The following is a 15,170-nucleotide window of genomic DNA, read 5'->3' as shown; positions in this document are numbered from 1 at the left end:
GTTTGCATACCTCGCAAGTTACGCATCGTCATATCGCGATCACCTAGGGCGGCCAGGTGTCTCTGGGCTACGCTGAGGGTCCTCAGTTCAGGGCCGGTGACCTCGATGCTGGACACGCCGCACAGCCCCGCCCGTATCCCCGCCGCGCTGCTCGCCGCGGTGAGGGCCGCGGATTATCCCCTCGTCGTCCGACTGGCCCGCCGGCAGGCGGGCCTCACGCAGGAGCAGCTCGGGTCCGCGACCGGCTACTCGGCCGCGACCATCTCTCGCCTGGAGACCGGACGGCAGCCTTTGAACGACATCGCCACGTTGCGCCGCCTGGCTCAGTCCCTGGACATCCCCTGCCGGTGGCTGGGTCTGGCCGAGGAACAACTCTCCGGTCACCCGCTGCAGGGACGCACCGTCCGCGCGTTCACGAGCGCTGTCGTAGGACCAGAGCTTAGGGTGGTGCCTTCAGCGGCAGGGGAGGAACGAAACGTGAAGCGCCGCCACTTCCTCGGCGTGGCCGGACCCGCGCTGTTGAGTGCCACTGCCTCCAACACGGTCAGCGACACCATCTCCGACCGCCTGGAACGTCTTTTGACCGATGCCGGTACGGCCGCGCCGGCCAGCCTGGCCGCTCTAACCGCCGAGCTCGGAAAAGCCCGCGAGGCGTTCGCCGCCACCAGCTACGGCGCACTGTCGATCACGTTGCCGCCCCTCGTCCAAGCCGCCGAGACCACCGTCGCCGAAGTCGGCGGCCTTATGCGGGATCAGGCTCACGTGCTGCTCGCCGACGCCTACGTCCTGACGGCCATGCTCGCCACCAAGGTCCACACCGACGCCGTGGCGTGTGTCGCCGCCGACCGCGCCCTGCGGGCCGCCCGTGCCTCAGGAAACCTGTCCGCCGTAGCGGGGGCAGCGCGTCAGGTGGCTATCGCGATGCGACGGCAGGGCCGCCACGCCAGCGCCACTTCCCTGCTGGCCGACACCGCAGCCCGCCTGGGTGCCGGCACAGACCGGACGAACCCGACCGTGCTCGCCCGCTACATCGACCTGTTGTGCACCGCCGCTTACGCCAGCGCCCAGGGCGGTGAACAGCACGACGCCGAGGACTTCATCGGTGAGGCCGAACTCGCGGCCCGGCGGCTCGTCGTGACGCCTGCGATGCCCGGAGCCTCTATGCCGGCCACGGTAGCGGCCTACCGGATAAGCATCCACAACGCCTTGGGCGACCCGGCCATGTCCCTGACGGTGGCGCAGAAGGTGGACCCTCGGCGGCTGCCGTCGTCCGAACGGTACGCGCGCTACTGCATCGACACCGCCCGCGCCTGGCATGCCTTCGGTGATCGTGGCCGCGCTGTTCACGCGCTGCTCGCGGCCGAACGCGCCGGTCCGGAGGAGGTGCGCCGGCCATCGGTCATCGCGCTCATCTCGGCCATGCGGCACCAGCCCGGACGTGTCCCGCCCCTGCTGCATGAGCTGGCGGCGCGTACGCGGGCCGTCTAGCGCGTCGGGTCATGCCAGGGGGAACTCGGCGACGACCTCCCAGGCGCCCTCCCTGGAGGGGCCCGCGTGGAGCCTGCCGCCGAGGGCCTCCACCCGTTCGGCCATCCCGACCAGGCCGAAGCCGCCGCCCAGGCGGGACACCCGCGGGTCCGGGGCCGAGCCGAAGTTGCGCACCCGCAGCACCGCCGACCTTTCGTGGCGGCGCAGGTCCGCCTCCACCCAGGAGGTCCGCGTGGCGTGCTTGCGCACGTTGGTCAGCGCCTCCTGGAGCACCCGGTGCAGGGTCGTCATGACCTCGGGCTGCAGCGTGCGGTCGTCCAGGCCGGGGCCGATCTCGAAGGCGACCTTCGGCCCGTCGGCCGAGAAGCGGTCGGTCAGCATCCGCAGGTCGGCCAGGGTCGTGCCGGGCCGCCGGCCCGCCTCCTCCTCGGCGCGCAGCACGGTCACCATGCGCCGCATCGAGGTCAGCGCCTCCGTCCCGGCCTCGGCGATCGCGTCCAGCGCGGGCAGCACCGCCTCCGGGCTGGCCTCGGCCACCGTACGGGCGGCCTGCGCCTGGACCACGATCCCGGTGACGTGGTGGGCGACCAGGTCGTGGAGCTCCCTGGCCAGCTCCAGGCGTTCGGCCCTGCGTACCGAGTGGACGGCCTCCGTCCGCCGCTCCTGCTGGAAACGCAGGTAGCCGCCCACCCCCGCGGCCATCGACCAGCCGGCGAACAGCAGGAACGAGAACGCGAGCCCCGCCCCGTGGTAGTCGCGGCCCAGGGCCTCGGCCATGAGCACGATGAGCCCGGCGCAGGCCAGGGCGGCCGCCCGGCGTACCGGCTGGACGTGCCGCAGCACGCCGATGACGAGGATGAGCAGCGACCCGGTCTCCGCCATGCCGGGCACGCCGGCGAGATCCACGCTCCCGATGGCCACGGACGTGCAGAAGGACACGGCCAGCATGACGGCGAAGCCGTCGGGCCGGTGCCCGCGCCGCAGCGCCACCGCCGCGATGCCCACCACGCCGCACACCGGCACCAGCCACTGCAGGCCCCCGGTGGAGGCGGCGATCACCAGGTCGAGCATGAGCATCAGGCCGAGCCAGCCGAGCATCGCGAACTCGCTCAGCCGCCGCACCCAGTACAGGAGGCGTTTCGTCTCACCCACGCTCAGAGCCTAGGTCTCAAGTCGGACATTCCGTATCAACCGTTCGGCCGAGCGCGGCAGGGGCGGACCAGCCCTTCAGCGGAGGCGGCCGTCCGGGGGCGGAGCCGATGCTGGAGAGGTCGAAAGGGGACGGACATGGCCGTCATCGGATTCGCGTTGCTGGGGGCCGGGCTGGTCGTCGCGCTGCTGCTGGCGCTGGCGGACCCCGTGCTGATCTCCCGGTTCGAGGGGGAACCGGACGAGGCAGCCTGACCCCGGAGTCCGTTACCGTTGGCGTATGAGCAACGGTTTTGAAACTCTGGCCATCCACGCAGGTCAGGAGCCCGACCCGCTGACCGGCGCGGTCGTGCCGCCGATATATGCCACGTCCACCTACAAGCAGGACGGCGTGGGCGGCCTGCGTTCCGGATACGAGTACAGCCGCTCGGCCAACCCCACCCGCACCGCGCTGGAGGAGGCGCTGGCGGCCGTGGAGGGCGGGGCTCGCGGGCTGGCGTTCGCGTCGGGGCTGGCCGCGGAGGACACCTTCCTGCGTACGGTCTGCAAGCCGCAGGACCACGTGGTCATCCCCAACGACGCCTACGGCGGCACCTACCGGCTCTTCGCGAAGGTCCACCAGCGCTGGGACCTCCACTACGACCCGGTCCCGCTGCACGACCTCGACGCGGTGGCCGCCGCCATGACGCAGAAGACGCGGGTCGTCTGGGTCGAGACGCCGACCAACCCGCTGCTCGGCGTCGCCGACATCGCGGCGCTCGCGCAGCTCGCCCACGACAACGGGGCGCTGCTGGTGGTGGACAACACCTTCGCCTCGCCCTACCTGCAGCAGCCGCTCGCCCTCGGCGCCGACGTCGTCGTGCACTCCACGACCAAATACGTCGGCGGCCACTCCGACGTGGTCGGCGGCGCGCTGATCGCGGCCGACGCCGGGCTCGGCGAGGAGCTCGCCTACCACCAGAACGCCATCGGCGGGGTGGCCGGGCCGTTCGACGCCTGGCTGACGCTCCGCGGGCTCAAGACCCTCGGGGTCCGCATGGACCGCCACTGCGACAACGCCGAGCGCGTGGTCGACCTGCTGCTCGCGCACCCGCGCGTGACCGAGGTGCTCTACCCGGGGCTGCCCGAGCACCCCGGGCACGAGGTCGCGGCCAAGCAGATGCGGCGCTTCGGCGGCATGGTGTCGTTCCGCGTCGCCGGGGGCGAGGCCGAGGCCGTGGCGGTGTGCGACCGGGCCAAGCTGTTCACGCTGGGGGAGTCGCTCGGCGGCGTCGAGTCGCTGATCGAGCACCCGGGGCGGATGACGCACGCGTCGGCGGCGGGCTCGCCGCTGGAGGTGCCCGCCGACCTGGTGAGGCTGTCGGTCGGCATCGAGACGATCGACGACCTGCTCGCCGACCTCACGCGGGCGCTCGCCGGCTGAGCGGCGCGCGTCCCCGTCAGGCCCGTCAGGTGGGGACGATCATCAGGAAGAGGATCACCAGCCAGATCACGGACACCACTCCGCTGATGGCGGCGATCCGTCCGTTCTGCACCTTCGCGTCGTCGACGGGGTCCTCGCTCGAAAGGGCGTGCACGGCGGCGCGGAGGTCACGGTCGATCAGCACCAGCAGCGCCGCCGCCACGATGAACAGCGTCATCGAGGCCGTCATGTACCACTTGCCGAGCACACCTCCGCCCATCACGATGCCGAGCACCAGCCCGAACACGAACACTCCGAGTGAGCCGATGCTGTAGATCCGCGTCAGGCGCGCGATGTTCTGCAGCGCGGGCACGTTCTTGGTGCGGATGAGGCGGGGCGCGGCCATCGTCGCGGCGGTCACCGGGCCGATGGTGAAGATCGCGAACCCGACGTGGAGCCAGAGAAGCAGGGTGGACATGCCGCAGAGACTAGTCGCCGACGATCTCGCCGTGTGACTCGACACTCTCTTTGCCGGCGACGACGGAACAGCGCATGATGAGCTCCATGGCCGCTACCGCCACGGCCATCATGACGATGAGAAGAATCGTGGCAATCATGGGCTCGCCTCCTTCCCCGTGGGGGACGTGAATATCGTCCGGAATGACTAGACGGGTGTGCAACGGAATAAGTTCAGTCCGGGTAGGGTTGGTAACCGTTCCTTTTTCCTTACCGTCTGGGCACAAGGGGGTGCCGTCCGTGGCCATCAGGCACGTCGAGCCGTACACCGACGAGTGGCTGCAGCAGCCGATCAGCTACGTGCGCCAAGTCGTCGACCAGCTCGGCGCCGAGGTGGCCGACTGGTGGGAGGGTCCCTGCGACCCGCGTGACGCCACGGTCAAGCTGGCCGACGGCAGCGCGCTGGTGTGGGACGAGGAGAGCGGCTGGCGCCTCGGCGCCTTCGTGGCCGGCGGCCGTGGCTCCCACACCGAGCTGACGGGCGTTCGTTACCTCGGCAACGGTCTGTTGCCGCGCCCCGAGCGGGTGCCCGAGGCGCTGACCGACGCGCGCGCCGGGGTGGGCGCCAGCACGGCCTGGCGCCCCTGCTACCGCTCCCACCGCAACTGCCGTGACGGCTTCGACCTCGCCCTGGCCTTCTACACGCGCCTCGTGGACGCCTGACCTATCGCCGGCTGTTCGTCTTCGCGAAGAACGTACGGATGTCCTCGACCAGCAGGTCGGGGGCCTGCACCGAGGCGAAGTGGCCGCCGCGCGGCGGCGTGGACCAGTGCACGATCGCGTGCGACAGCTCGGCCAGACCCCGCAGCGCCTTGTCGCCGGGGAAGTTGGCCACTCCCGTCGGCACCCCTGACGGGGCCGGGCGCTTGCCCCACCCCTCGTCGCCGCCCTCGTAGTAGAGGCGGGCCGCCGAGCCCGTCGTCCGGGTCAGCCAGAAGATCGTCACGTCCGTGAGGAGGACGTCGCGGTCCACCGGGGTCTGCACCGTGTTCGCCGGGTCCCAGTCCACGTACCACTCCAGGTTCCAGGCGAGCTGCCCGGCGGGGGAGTCGTTGAGCGCGTACGCCAGCGTCTGCGGCCGGGTCGACATCTGGGTGGCGTAGCCGGAGTGCTTGTACCACCACGCCTCCTGCTCGCGAGCGAGCTCCCGCTCGCCCCCCGACAGCCGGTCCAGGTCGTCGGGGTCGGTCGGCGTCGAGGCGTTGGCCAGCGCGTTCACGTGCGCGCCGATGACCTTGTCCGGGGCGACGCGGCCGAGCTCGGGCGAGACCATGCTGCCGAAGTCGCCGCCCTGCGCCCCGTAGCGCTCGTAGCCGAGGCGGCGCATCAGCTCCGCCCACGCCCGCGCGACCCGGTTCACGCCCCAGCCGGTCTCCCCGGTCGGGCCGGAGAACGCGAACCCGGGCACCGATGGGATGACGACGTGGAAGGCGGGCGCGCCGTCCGCGCCGTGCCCGCGCGGGTCGGTGAGCGGGCCGATGAGGTCGAGGAACTCGTACACGGTGCTGGGCCAGCCGTGCGTGATGATCAGCGGGATCGCGTCCGGCTCGGGGGAGCGGACGTGCAGGAAGTGGACGTTCTGGCCGTCGATCGTGGTCGTGAACTGGGGGAAGGAGTTGAGCCGGGCCTCGTGGCGGCGCCAGTCGTACCCGGTGCGCCAGTAGCGCACCAGCTCTTCGAGGTGGCCCTGGGCCACGCCGTACGACCAGCCGACGCCGGGCAGCTCGCCGGGCCACCGGGTGCTCGCCAGGCGGGCGGCGAGGTCGTCGAGCTCGGCCTGCGGAATGTCGACCCGGAACGGGAGAATCGCATCGTTCATGCCTTCAGACTCTCCCCGAACGAGGACGAGAGGCTTCCTCGTTCGCGGTCTCAGGGCGGCGGTTCGCCCGGCCGGACGAGGCCCGTCCCGTAGGCGTGGCGCGCCGCCTGGGCGCGGTCGCGGAGCCCGCCGCGGTCACCCCGAGCGCAGCACGAGCATGACGTGCTCGTCGCCGTCGTGCCGGACCGTGCCCTCCCGCTGGAAGCCGTGCCGTTCGAGCAGGCGCACCGAGGCGGTGTTGCCCGCGTGCGGGTCGGCGTAGAGCGGGCGGACCGGCTCCTCGGCGAGGAAGAGGCCGAGCGCGCGGGTGCCGATGCCGCGCCCCCAGAACCCGCGCCCCATCCAGTAGCCGATGAAGCGCCGGTCCTCCTCCCACCAGGCCACCAGGTTGCCGGCGACCTGGCCGTCGACCTCGATCGCGCGCACGCGGTTGGCCGGGTCGCCGAGGACCCGGGTGCGCCAGTGGGTGAGGAAGCGCTCCCGGGGCCGGGCGGGGAACCGGGACCGCCGGACGGCCTCCGGATCGTGCTCCTGCTCCAGGAACACCTCCAGGTCGGCCTCCACCACGTCTCTGAGCACCACGTCGTCCATGACCGGCAGTCTGGCAGCCGGCACCGACAGAAAGTCAGCGGGCGCGGCGCAGCCGGAGGAAGTCGCTGACGACGTACTCGCCGAGCCGCTCGGCGCTCGGCGAGAACACCCGGCCGCCGTTGCGGCGCGCCACCTCGTCCACGAACTCCTTCAGCCGGTCGTCGGCGGCCAGCATGAAGACGTTGATCGTGGCCCGCCGCCGGGTCATCTTGTCGATCTCGGCGAGGGTGAGCTCCAGCGTCTCGTGCGACGGCGGCCACTCGAAGGCCGAGCGGCCGTTGCGCATGAGGTGCGCGGTCGGCTCGCCGTCGGTGACGACCAGCACCACCGGCTCGAAGTCGGGATGGCGGTCGAGGTGGCGGCCGGCGATCAGCAGGGCGTGGTGCAGGTTGGTGCCCTGGACCATGTCCCAGTCGAGCCCGGCCAGCTCGTCCGGCTGCAGCACCCGCGCGTAGTTGGAGAAGCCGATGATCTGCACGGCGTCCTGCGGGAACTTCGAGGCCACCAGCGCCTGCAGGGCGAGGGCGGTCTGCTTGGCGGCGGCCCAGGTGCCGCGCAGGGCCATCGAGTACGACAGGTCCACCAGCAGGCACACCGCCGCGGCCGTCCGGCGTTCGGTCTCGGCCACCTCGAAGTCGTCCACGGACAGGCGAACCGCCGCGCCCGCGCCGCCCCCTGGCCCGACCCCGCCCCGCCGCACGCCGTTGACCAGCGTGCGGACCACGTCGATCGGCTGCTCGTCGCCGAACCGCCACGGCCGCGACGAGCCCGTGAGCTCCCCCGCCGAGCCGGCGTCGTGCTGGTCGTGGTCGCCGCGCCGGCCCGCGTCCAGGGAGGAGAACACCCGGCGCAGCGCGGTCTCGCCGAGCCTGCGCACCGCCTTCGGGGTCAGCTCCAGCTTGCCGCGGCGGCGCAGCAGGTAGCCCTGCTCCTCCAGTTCGCGTTCGATGCGCTTGAGCGCCTCCAGGTCGTCCACGGCGGAGCGGCCGAGCGCCCGGCGTACGGCGGCCTCGTCGACGTCGTCGAGCCGCGCGCCGGGATAGTCCTGGCGCAGCGCCGTTTCGAGCTGGGTCAGGTCGGCCAGCTCCTCCAGCGCGGTCACCGCGTCGCCCATGCCGAGCGGCTCCTCGCCGGTGAGGCGTTCGGGGGCGTTCCACGCCAGGTCGGGGCGGCGGGCGTACAGGGCCTCGCCGAGGCGGCGCATCTGGTCCGACAGCCCGGCCTGCTCCAGCGTCTGGTTGATGAGGTTGCTCAGCTCCTCGCGCTGGCGCGGCGTCATCGAGGCCAGCATGCGCTGCGTGGCGGCGGCGCGGCGGGCCAGGATGTCGACCAGCTCTTCGAGGTTGCGGGGCTTCTCCGGGAACAGGTCGCCGTACTTGTCCATGAACGCGGCGAAGTCGGCCGGGGTGTGCCGGCCCTGGGCGTCCCTGTCCAGCATGTCGTTGAGGTCCGCCATCATCTGGCGGACCCGCTCCATGGCCTCCGGGTCGGGGTTGGCCAGGGCGTCACGGAGCCCGCGGAACTGGGCGTCCAGGACCTCGCGGCGCAGCAGGCCGCGCAGCTCCTCGAAGGTCTGGCGGGCGGCTCCTGAGCGCCAGTCGTACGTGCTCAGCTCCTGGATGGCGCTCGCCGTGTCGTCGGGGAGGGCGTCGAGCCCCGCCTCCCGCATCCGCGCCTCGTCGGAAGGGTCGGGGAACAGCTCGGCCCGCTCCTGCCCGATGGCCTTGTCGAGCAGCGCCCGCGCCTTCTCCAGCGTGCCGTCCAGCCGGCCGCGCTCGCGCAGGTCGCGGCGGCGCCGCCGGACCTCCCTGAGCATGTCGTCGAGGCCGCGGCGGTCCTGGGCGCCGGGCAGGCCGCGCTTGAGCAGGTCGCGCAGGGCGTGGACCGGCGTCGAGCCCGACAGGATCGCGTCGCCCATCTCGTCCAGCGCCGCCCGTACGTCGTAGGGGGGAGCGAGGGGGTCGGGGCCGTCGTGGTACTCGCCATAGCGGTAGGCCATCACCCCACCACGCTAACCCGGAATGCCCGTTTCCCGCGCCCCCGTGCCGTCCCTCCTAGGCGTCCCCGTAGACCTCCCAGACCTCGTCGATGCCGCCGGTCTCGGGCGAGTAGCGCAGCTTCGCGAGCACGGGATGCTCGACCGACCGCAGGGCCCTGGCCAGGTCGCGGGAGTCGCACGCCTGCGTGCCGAGACCGTTGCGGTCGGCGTGGACCGGCCGGCCCGCCAGCCAGCCGTCCTTGCAGCGGGCGGTGGTCCGGTAGAAGTACGTCAGGTAGGAATAGCCCAGCTTGTACGTCTTCCCGCCCGTGACGAACAGCACCGTACGGTCGTCCACCCGCGCGATCGTCCCCCGGGCGGTGCGCGGGTTCGGCCAGTTGGAGACCAGGATCTCGTTGACCCGCACGGCCCGCCCGCCCCGGAACTCCACGCGCAGCGGCCTCGCCCCGGACTCCAGCGAAGCGGCCAGGTCGGCGGGCTTGCACCGGGTGCGGCCGAGCCCCTTCGCGTCGAGCGCGACCTGCCCCTCGGTCTCCTTCAGGCCGCAGGCCACGGTGACCCGGCCGACGGCGGCCTTCGTGTAGTCGAGCCGGACCTCCTTGGCTCCCGCGATCGGCGTGAGCCGGTAGCCGAGGGGGCCCTTCTTCTTCACGAGCGTGGCCGACTTCGGCACGACCCGGAGGTGTCCCTTGCCGTCGGGCCAGGCGTAGCCGTACACGACCTTGGCCGGGGTGGCGGGAGTGGCGGCCCGCGCGGGCACGGCGAAGGCGCCCGCGGCGAGGACCGTGGCGGTGGCGCAGGCAAGCGAACGGCGCATGGGTGGCTCCCCCGTCAAAAAACGATCAGTCACCCACTTTGACGCGGAAAGACGCGCCCGCGTTCACGTGCGGCAGCGTCCGCGTTCACGTGCGATAGACGGCCGTCCCGTCGAGGTCCTCCTTCGACAGGCGCCGCATGAGGTAGAGCCCCTCCAGCGCGAACTCCAGCGCCGCCGCCGCGTGCCCGGGAGACTCCTCGCCCGCGCCCATGCCCAGCCTCGACATGATCTTGGCGAGGCCGGTCACCGGGCCCATGCGGTGCAGCAGCTCGCCGGCCGCGACCAGCTCGCCGGACTCCACCTGGCCGCCCTCGGCGAACTTGTCGGTCACCGCCGCGAGGTCCGCGCCGCCCAGCCGGTTGCGGAACGTCTCCGCCGTCGCCCGCCGCAGCAGGTGGGCCAGGATCTCGGTCTCCCTGCCCTCCTCGCTGACCTCGAACTCCACCTTCCCGCGCAGGCTGTGGACCACGCAGGCCAGGTCGACCACGCGGGTGACGGCCTGCTCCTCGCCCGCGATGGCGGCCCGGCGCACCGCGGAGGCGGCGGCCGTCTCGGCGGCGGCGATCGAGAAGCGCGCGGAGACGCCGGAGCGGGCGTCCACGGCGGTGGACTCGCGTACCAGGCGGGTGAAGCGGGCGATCACCTCGACGAGGTGCTCGGGGATGTCGGCCCCGATGTCGGGGACGGACTCCTGGCGGATGAGCGTGAGCTCGTCCTCGACGGTCAGCGGGTAGTGGGTGCGGATCTCGGCGCCGAAGCGGTCCTTCAGCGGGGTGATGATCCGGCCGCGGTTGGTGTAGTCCTCGGGGTTGGCGCTGGCGATGAGCAGGATGTCGAGCGGCAGGCGCAGGTTGTAACCGCGGACCTGGATGTCGCGCTCCTCCAGCACGTTGAGCAGCGACACCTGGATGCGTTCGGCCAGGTCGGGCAGCTCGTTGACGGAGAAGACGCCCCGGTTGGTGCGCGGCACGAGGCCGTAGTGGACGGTCTCGGGGTCGCCGAGGGTCCGCCCTTCGGCGATCTTGATGGGGTCGATGTCGCCGATCAGGTCGCCCACGCTGGTGTCGGGCGTGGCCAGCTTCTCGCCGTAGCGCTCGTCGCGGTGCTTCCAGGCGACCGGCAGCTCCTCGCCCAGCTCCCGCGCCAGCGTCCGGCAGCGCGTGCAGACCGGCGCGTACGGGTGGTCGTTGATCTCGCACCCCTCGACGACCGGCGTCCATTCGTCGAGCAGCCCGGTGACGGTGCGGATGAGCCGGGTCTTGCCCTGGCCGCGCTCGCCCAGGAGGACCAGGTCGTGCCCGGCGAGAAGGGCCCGCTCCAGATGCGGCAGGACCGTTTCGTCGAAGCCGACGATGCCGGGGAACCGTGGCTCGCCCGCCCGCAGCTTGGCCAGCAGGTTCGCCCTGACCTCGGCTTTCACGGTGCGGTGGACGTGTCCGCTCTCCCGCAGCTCGCGGAGAATTCGTGGCTGTGGCTGATGCACGGGTTCGAGACTACGTCCCCTGAGGGGAATGTGGCAGGGCCTTCCACAAGCAGGGGAGATTTCGGATCTTGACTATTGAGTGACGGTTCGTGTGCGTGCTTGTCCCTTTAGTGGGGAGAATCCGGACCTAGGGAACTTGGACATGTCGAGGGAGGCGAGACCCGTGGCACTGATGACGAGTCGCTTCGCCGACGGCCTCGCCGTGGGTTCCGACCTGGTGGTGGCCGCGCAGAACGCCGTCGGCCGGGCCCTGTCGAGGCTCAGCGGCCAAGCCGACCTGGTCTGCTTCTTCATCTGCGGCGAAGATCCCGACGACGTCGCGAGGGCCGGACAGGCCGCGATGGAGCTCGCGCCCGGTGCGCACGTGATCGGTTGCAGCGCCACAGGGGTGATCGGTGACGGGCAGGGGGTGGAGCTGACGCCCGCCGTGAGCGCCTGGGCGGCGACCTTGGAAGGGGCGAGACTCACCACGTTCGCGCTGGACACGCTTGCGGCCGAGGACAAGTTCGTGGTCGTGGGGGTGCCCGAGCGCGCCGCCGACGATCACGTGGCGATCCTGCTGGCCGACCCTTACAGCTTTCCGACCGACGCCTTCGTCGAACGCTCGGTGGACGTGCTCGGCGACCTCCCGCTCATCGGCGGGCTGGCGAACGGCCTGCAGGGCCGGGGCTCGGTACGGCTGTTCGCCGACGGCAAGGTCTACCTGGAAGGCGCGATCGGCGTCCTGCTCGGCGGTCCGCTGCACGTCAGCACCGTCGTCAGCCAGGGCTGCCGGCCGATCGGCCCCAGCATGGTGGTGACCGCGTCCGAGGAGAACCTGCTGCTGGAGCTGGCCGGGCAGCCCGCGCTGGCCCGGCTGGAGGACATCGTCAGCGACCTCGACGAGGACGACCGCGAGCTCGTCGCCGCCGGGCTCCAGATCGGCATCGCCATGGACGAGTACGCGGAACGCCACGAACGCGGCGACTTCCTCATCCGCGGCGTGATCGGCATCGACCCCGAACGCGAGGCCGTCGCCATCGGCGACATCGTGGAGGTCGGCAGGACCGTCCGCTTCCAGGTACGCGACGCCGCCACCGCCGACGAGGACCTGTACGACGTCCTCGACGCCCACCGCGAGCAGCTCGGCCACGTGGACGGGGCGCTGCTGTTCTCCTGCAACGGGCGCGGCTCGGCCATGTTCGGCACCGCCGACCACGACCCGGTCGCGCTGCGCGACACGCTCGGGCCGATCGGGGTGGCGGGCTTCTTCGCCGCCGGCGAGGTCGGGCCGGTCGCCGGGCACAACCACGTCCACGGGTTCACCGCGTCCGTCCTGGTCTTCTCCAGTACGTCGGGCCCGTCGTGACCGCTCGCGGCGCGGCGGAGCGGCGGTGATCCTCGCGATCGACGTCGGCGGCACCAAGATGGCCGCCGGCCTGGTCTCCGGGGACGGCACGGTGGTGCGCGCGGCGCGGGCCGCCACCCCGCTGGGCGCCCCGGCCGAGGTCCTGTGGCGGACGCTCGCCGACCTCGTCGCACCCTTCTCCGCCGGTCCCCTGGAGGGCGTGGGGGTCGGCTGCGGCGGGCCGATGTCCTGGCCCGACGGGGAGGTCTCGCCGCTCAACATCCCCGGCTGGCGCGGCTTCCCGCTGCGCGCCCGGCTCGCCCACCACTTCCCCGGCCTGCCGGTACGCCTCCACAACGACGCCATCTGCCTGGCCGTGGCCGAACACTGGAAGGGCGCGGGGCAGGGGAGCGCGGACATGCTCGGCATGGTCGTCTCGACCGGTGTCGGCGGCGGGCTCATCCTGAACGGCCGCCTCGTCAACGGCGGCACCGGCAACGCGGGCCACATCGGGCACGTCGTCGTCGAGCCCGACGGCGGGCCCCGCTGCGAGTGCGGCGGCCACGGCTGCCTGGAGGCCGTAGCCCGCGGCCCCGCCCTCACCACCTGGGCCCTCACCAACGGCTGGCACCCCCGTCCACCCACCCCCACCGCAGGACCTCCCACCCCCACTCAAGGGTCCTCCACTCCCACTCACGGGTCCTCCAGCCCCGCACAAGGGGCCGCCACCTCCACGGGCGGGCCCACCAGCCCCGTTCAAGGGGCCGACACGTCCGGCGAAGGGGCCGTTCCCCTCGCTCAAGGGGTGGCGGGGTTCTACGCCGATGCTTCGGAGGAGGGCGTGAGGCCGGCGTATCGGGAGGATCGGGTGGTGACGGCGCGGCAGCTGGCCGCGGATGCCCGGGCCGGGGATGTGGCGGCGGTGCGGGCCATGCGGCGGGCGGGGCGGGCGCTGGGCATCGCCATCGCCTCCGCCACGCACCTGTGCGACCTCGACGTCGTCACCATCGGCGGCGGCCTGTCCCAGGCGGGGGAGCCGTTGTTCGGCCCGCTGGAGGAGGCGCTGCGCGAGCACGCCCGCATGGGGTTCGCCCGCCGCGTCAAGGTCATGCCCGCCGCCCTGGGCCAGGAGGCGGGGCTGATCGGCGCCGCCGCCCTCCTCCTGGCGGGCGAGAGCTACTGGATCCCGCCTACTGGCGCGTGAGCCGGAGGCCCGGAGGCCCGGCGGCCCGCTGCCCGGGAGGGCAGGGAGGCCGCCGGACCGGTCCGCTCCGGCTCCGGCCCGGGGTTCAGGGCCGGGCCGGGGCGGACGCGGAGGGTGTCACTCGCCGCTCCGGGACGTCCCCGGGCCGTCTTCCTCGCGCGTCGTGAGGCCGGGACCGTCGTCCTTCCGCCCTTCACCCGTGCCGCCGGTGCCGGATGACGGCAGCGGCAGGGAGGTGGCCGCGCAGGGCGCCACCGCACCCTCCACCACCTGGAGCGAGGTCGCGGACGGCATCCCGCGGTCGCCGTCAGGGCCCTTGGTCACGGCCAGGACGAGCGTCGCTCCGGCCGGCACCTGCCCGGCCGTGAGGGAGAAGGCGATCCCGTCGCCGTCCCGCCTGATCTCGCTGCCGAACCGGCCGACCGCGCCGCCCGCGCGGGCCGGCCGGCCGCGCTCCGGCCGGCACGTCTGCCCCTCGGGCAGGTAGTCCACGACCGCCTTGACCCCGTTGCGTCCCAGCTCGGTCACCAGCCCGCCGGGGTCGGTGAACGCGCTGATCCGGACGCTGACCGTCCCGTCCGCCGCCTTGGTGACCGCGTACGCGGGGCCCTGGAGCACGGTCGCGTTCAGCGCCACGACCGCCGCGGCGGCGGCCGCCACGCCCGCGACGGCCACCCCCAGCCGCCGTCCGCGCCGCCGCCGTCCGTCCAGAACCGGGGGATTGCTCGTCGTCGTCATGTCGTCCGCCGTTCTTGTGGTGATCTCCGACTTGAGTGCACTGAGAAGGCGCTCCTCGAAGCTGCTCATGCCTGTCCTTCCAGGTACACGGATGCCGGCGAAGCGACGTCTTCCAGGGCTCGTCTGGCCCGGTGCAACCTGACCCGGGCGGTCACCTGACGTATCCCCAGGGCCTCGGCGGCCTCCTTGACGCTGAGCTGGTCGATCGCGACGAGCTCCAGCACCGCGCGCTCGCCCTCGGGCAGCCCGGCGAGGGCCTCCCAGGCGTGGCGCATCCGGCGCCCGGCGTCGATCCGCTCCTCCATCCGGGTGAGGTCGTCGTCGTCGAGCAGCCGCCTGCCGGCCAGCCGGCCGCCGGCCCGGGCCTCCCGGGCCGCCCGCCGGTGCTGGGCCGACACGACGTTGCGCGCGATGCCGTACAGCCAGGCGACCTCGCTGCCGCGGCCGGGGACGTAGGTGTGCGCGGAGTCCAGCACCGCCACGAAGATGTCGGCCGTGAGGTCGGCGGCCAGGTGCGGGTCGCTCACCCGCCTGGTCACGAACCTCAGCACCGCGTCGACATGGCGGCGGTAGAAGGCCTCGAAGGCCGCGGGGTCCTCGTTGAGGCGCATGGCCCGCCACTTCCTTTTCCGTCGTT

At 72.5% G+C, this 15,170-nt stretch carries 15 protein-coding genes; 5 read left to right on the top strand and 10 right to left on the bottom strand.

What is annotated here, in order from left to right; all coding sequences use genetic code 11:
• Positions 1-105: 105 nt before the first annotated feature.
• The gene (locus Nocox_RS37395) at positions 106-1,488 is read left to right on the top strand and encodes a helix-turn-helix domain-containing protein (protein WP_246649921.1); all 1,383 of its coding nucleotides are present in this window, start codon (positions 106-108) and stop codon (positions 1,486-1,488) included.
• A gap of 9 nt (positions 1,489-1,497) precedes the next feature.
• Here the strand turns inward: Nocox_RS37395 and Nocox_RS37390 are convergent, their stop codons facing one another.
• Positions 1,498-2,640 carry a sensor histidine kinase gene (locus tag Nocox_RS37390; RefSeq protein WP_020545170.1) on the bottom strand — a complete coding sequence of 381 codons (1,143 nt, stop codon included), beginning with the start codon at positions 2,638-2,640 and terminating at the stop codon, positions 1,498-1,500.
• 277 nt (positions 2,641-2,917) lie between these two features.
• Between Nocox_RS37390 and Nocox_RS37385 the strand changes: the two genes are divergently transcribed.
• Positions 2,918-4,060: a cystathionine gamma-synthase gene (locus Nocox_RS37385; RefSeq protein ID WP_026214765.1), complete on the top strand. Its 1,143-nt coding sequence runs from the start codon at positions 2,918-2,920 to the stop codon at positions 4,058-4,060.
• 25 nt (positions 4,061-4,085) lie between these two features.
• On the opposite strand, the gene Nocox_RS37380 is transcribed toward Nocox_RS37385, so the two are convergent.
• Together Nocox_RS37380 and Nocox_RS43835 are read right to left on the bottom strand one after the other, a co-directional pair.
• On the bottom strand, positions 4,086-4,517 hold the full coding sequence (locus tag Nocox_RS37380) for a hypothetical protein (protein WP_020545167.1): 432 nt from the start codon (positions 4,515-4,517) through the stop codon (positions 4,086-4,088).
• Positions 4,518-4,527: 10 nt separating this feature from the next.
• Positions 4,528-4,656, bottom strand: coding sequence for a hypothetical protein (locus Nocox_RS43835; protein WP_020545166.1), 129 nt, complete (start codon positions 4,654-4,656; stop codon positions 4,528-4,530).
• A 139-nt stretch (positions 4,657-4,795) separates the two neighbouring features.
• Here Nocox_RS43835 and Nocox_RS37375 point away from each other — a divergent pair, with 139 nt between their 5' ends.
• Positions 4,796-5,218: a DUF6292 family protein gene (locus Nocox_RS37375; protein ID WP_157383241.1), complete on the top strand. Its 423-nt coding sequence runs from the start codon at positions 4,796-4,798 to the stop codon at positions 5,216-5,218.
• Between the two features lies 1 nt (position 5,219).
• On the opposite strand, the gene Nocox_RS37370 is transcribed toward Nocox_RS37375, so the two are convergent.
• The 5 genes from Nocox_RS37370 to Nocox_RS37350 form a co-directional block, all read right to left on the bottom strand.
• Positions 5,220-6,374 carry an epoxide hydrolase family protein gene (locus Nocox_RS37370; RefSeq protein ID WP_020545164.1) on the bottom strand — a complete coding sequence of 385 codons (1,155 nt, stop codon included), beginning with the start codon at positions 6,372-6,374 and terminating at the stop codon, positions 5,220-5,222.
• A 135-nt stretch (positions 6,375-6,509) separates the two neighbouring features.
• Positions 6,510-6,989 carry a GNAT family N-acetyltransferase gene (locus Nocox_RS37365; RefSeq protein WP_246649670.1) on the bottom strand — a complete coding sequence of 160 codons (480 nt, stop codon included), beginning with the start codon at positions 6,987-6,989 and terminating at the stop codon, positions 6,510-6,512.
• 10 nt (positions 6,990-6,999) lie between these two features.
• Positions 7,000-8,964 (bottom strand): vWA domain-containing protein, encoded by a 1,965-nt coding sequence (locus Nocox_RS37360; RefSeq protein ID WP_020545162.1) that lies wholly within the window; start codon positions 8,962-8,964, stop codon positions 7,000-7,002.
• Positions 8,965-9,019: 55 nt separating this feature from the next.
• A complete protein-coding gene (locus Nocox_RS37355; RefSeq protein ID WP_020545161.1) occupies positions 9,020-9,781 on the bottom strand; it encodes a hypothetical protein in 762 nt (253 codons plus the stop codon).
• Between the two features lie 85 nt (positions 9,782-9,866).
• Positions 9,867-11,264 (bottom strand): sigma 54-interacting transcriptional regulator, encoded by a 1,398-nt coding sequence (locus Nocox_RS37350; protein WP_026214764.1) that lies wholly within the window; start codon positions 11,262-11,264, stop codon positions 9,867-9,869.
• 172 nt (positions 11,265-11,436) lie between these two features.
• Here Nocox_RS37350 and Nocox_RS37345 point away from each other — a divergent pair, with 172 nt between their 5' ends.
• Positions 11,437-12,612, top strand: coding sequence for an FIST signal transduction protein (locus Nocox_RS37345; RefSeq protein ID WP_020545159.1), 1,176 nt, complete (start codon positions 11,437-11,439; stop codon positions 12,610-12,612).
• A gap of 25 nt (positions 12,613-12,637) precedes the next feature.
• A complete protein-coding gene (locus tag Nocox_RS37340) occupies positions 12,638-13,795 on the top strand; it encodes an ROK family protein (RefSeq protein WP_020545158.1) in 1,158 nt (385 codons plus the stop codon).
• A gap of 117 nt (positions 13,796-13,912) precedes the next feature.
• Here Nocox_RS37340 and Nocox_RS37335 read toward each other — a convergent pair whose 3' ends face one another.
• Both Nocox_RS37335 and Nocox_RS37330 read right to left on the bottom strand, forming a co-directional pair.
• The gene (locus Nocox_RS37335; protein WP_020545157.1) at positions 13,913-14,602 is read right to left on the bottom strand and encodes a hypothetical protein; all 690 of its coding nucleotides are present in this window, start codon (positions 14,600-14,602) and stop codon (positions 13,913-13,915) included.
• Positions 14,599-15,144 carry an RNA polymerase sigma factor gene (locus tag Nocox_RS37330; protein ID WP_020545156.1) on the bottom strand — a complete coding sequence of 182 codons (546 nt, stop codon included), beginning with the start codon at positions 15,142-15,144 and terminating at the stop codon, positions 14,599-14,601. The genes Nocox_RS37335 and Nocox_RS37330 overlap by 4 nt, the downstream gene beginning before the upstream one ends.
• Positions 15,145-15,170: the final 26 nt, after the last annotated feature.

This window comes from Nonomuraea coxensis DSM 45129 (genome assembly GCF_019397265.1).
Lineage (GTDB): Bacteria > Actinomycetota > Actinomycetes > Streptosporangiales > Streptosporangiaceae > Nonomuraea > Nonomuraea coxensis.
This window is presented reverse-complemented; position numbering and strand designations above follow the sequence as displayed.

Bases quoted from the DNA above. Each gene is read 5' to 3' on its own strand.
- Nocox_RS37370 (WP_020545164.1), bottom strand. From the start codon at position 6,374: ATGAACGATGCGATTCTCCCGTTCCGGGTCGACATTCCGCAGGCCGAG.
- Nocox_RS37330 (WP_020545156.1), bottom strand. From the start codon at position 15,144: ATGCGCCTCAACGAGGACCCCGCGGCCTTCGAGGCCTTCTACCGCCGC.
- Nocox_RS37380 (WP_020545167.1), bottom strand. From the start codon at position 4,517: ATGTCCACCCTGCTTCTCTGGCTCCACGTCGGGTTCGCGATCTTCACC.
- Nocox_RS37355 (WP_020545161.1), bottom strand. From the start codon at position 9,781: ATGCGCCGTTCGCTTGCCTGCGCCACCGCCACGGTCCTCGCCGCGGGC.
- Nocox_RS37345 (WP_020545159.1), top strand. From the start codon at position 11,437: ATGACGAGTCGCTTCGCCGACGGCCTCGCCGTGGGTTCCGACCTGGTG.
- Nocox_RS43835 (WP_020545166.1), bottom strand. From the start codon at position 4,656: ATGATTGCCACGATTCTTCTCATCGTCATGATGGCCGTGGCGGTAGCG.
- Nocox_RS37360 (WP_020545162.1), bottom strand. From the start codon at position 8,964: ATGGCCTACCGCTATGGCGAGTACCACGACGGCCCCGACCCCCTCGCT.
- Nocox_RS37395 (WP_246649921.1), top strand. From the start codon at position 106: ATGCTGGACACGCCGCACAGCCCCGCCCGTATCCCCGCCGCGCTGCTC.
- Nocox_RS37385 (WP_026214765.1), top strand. From the start codon at position 2,918: ATGAGCAACGGTTTTGAAACTCTGGCCATCCACGCAGGTCAGGAGCCC.
- Nocox_RS37335 (WP_020545157.1), bottom strand. From the start codon at position 14,602: ATGAGCAGCTTCGAGGAGCGCCTTCTCAGTGCACTCAAGTCGGAGATC.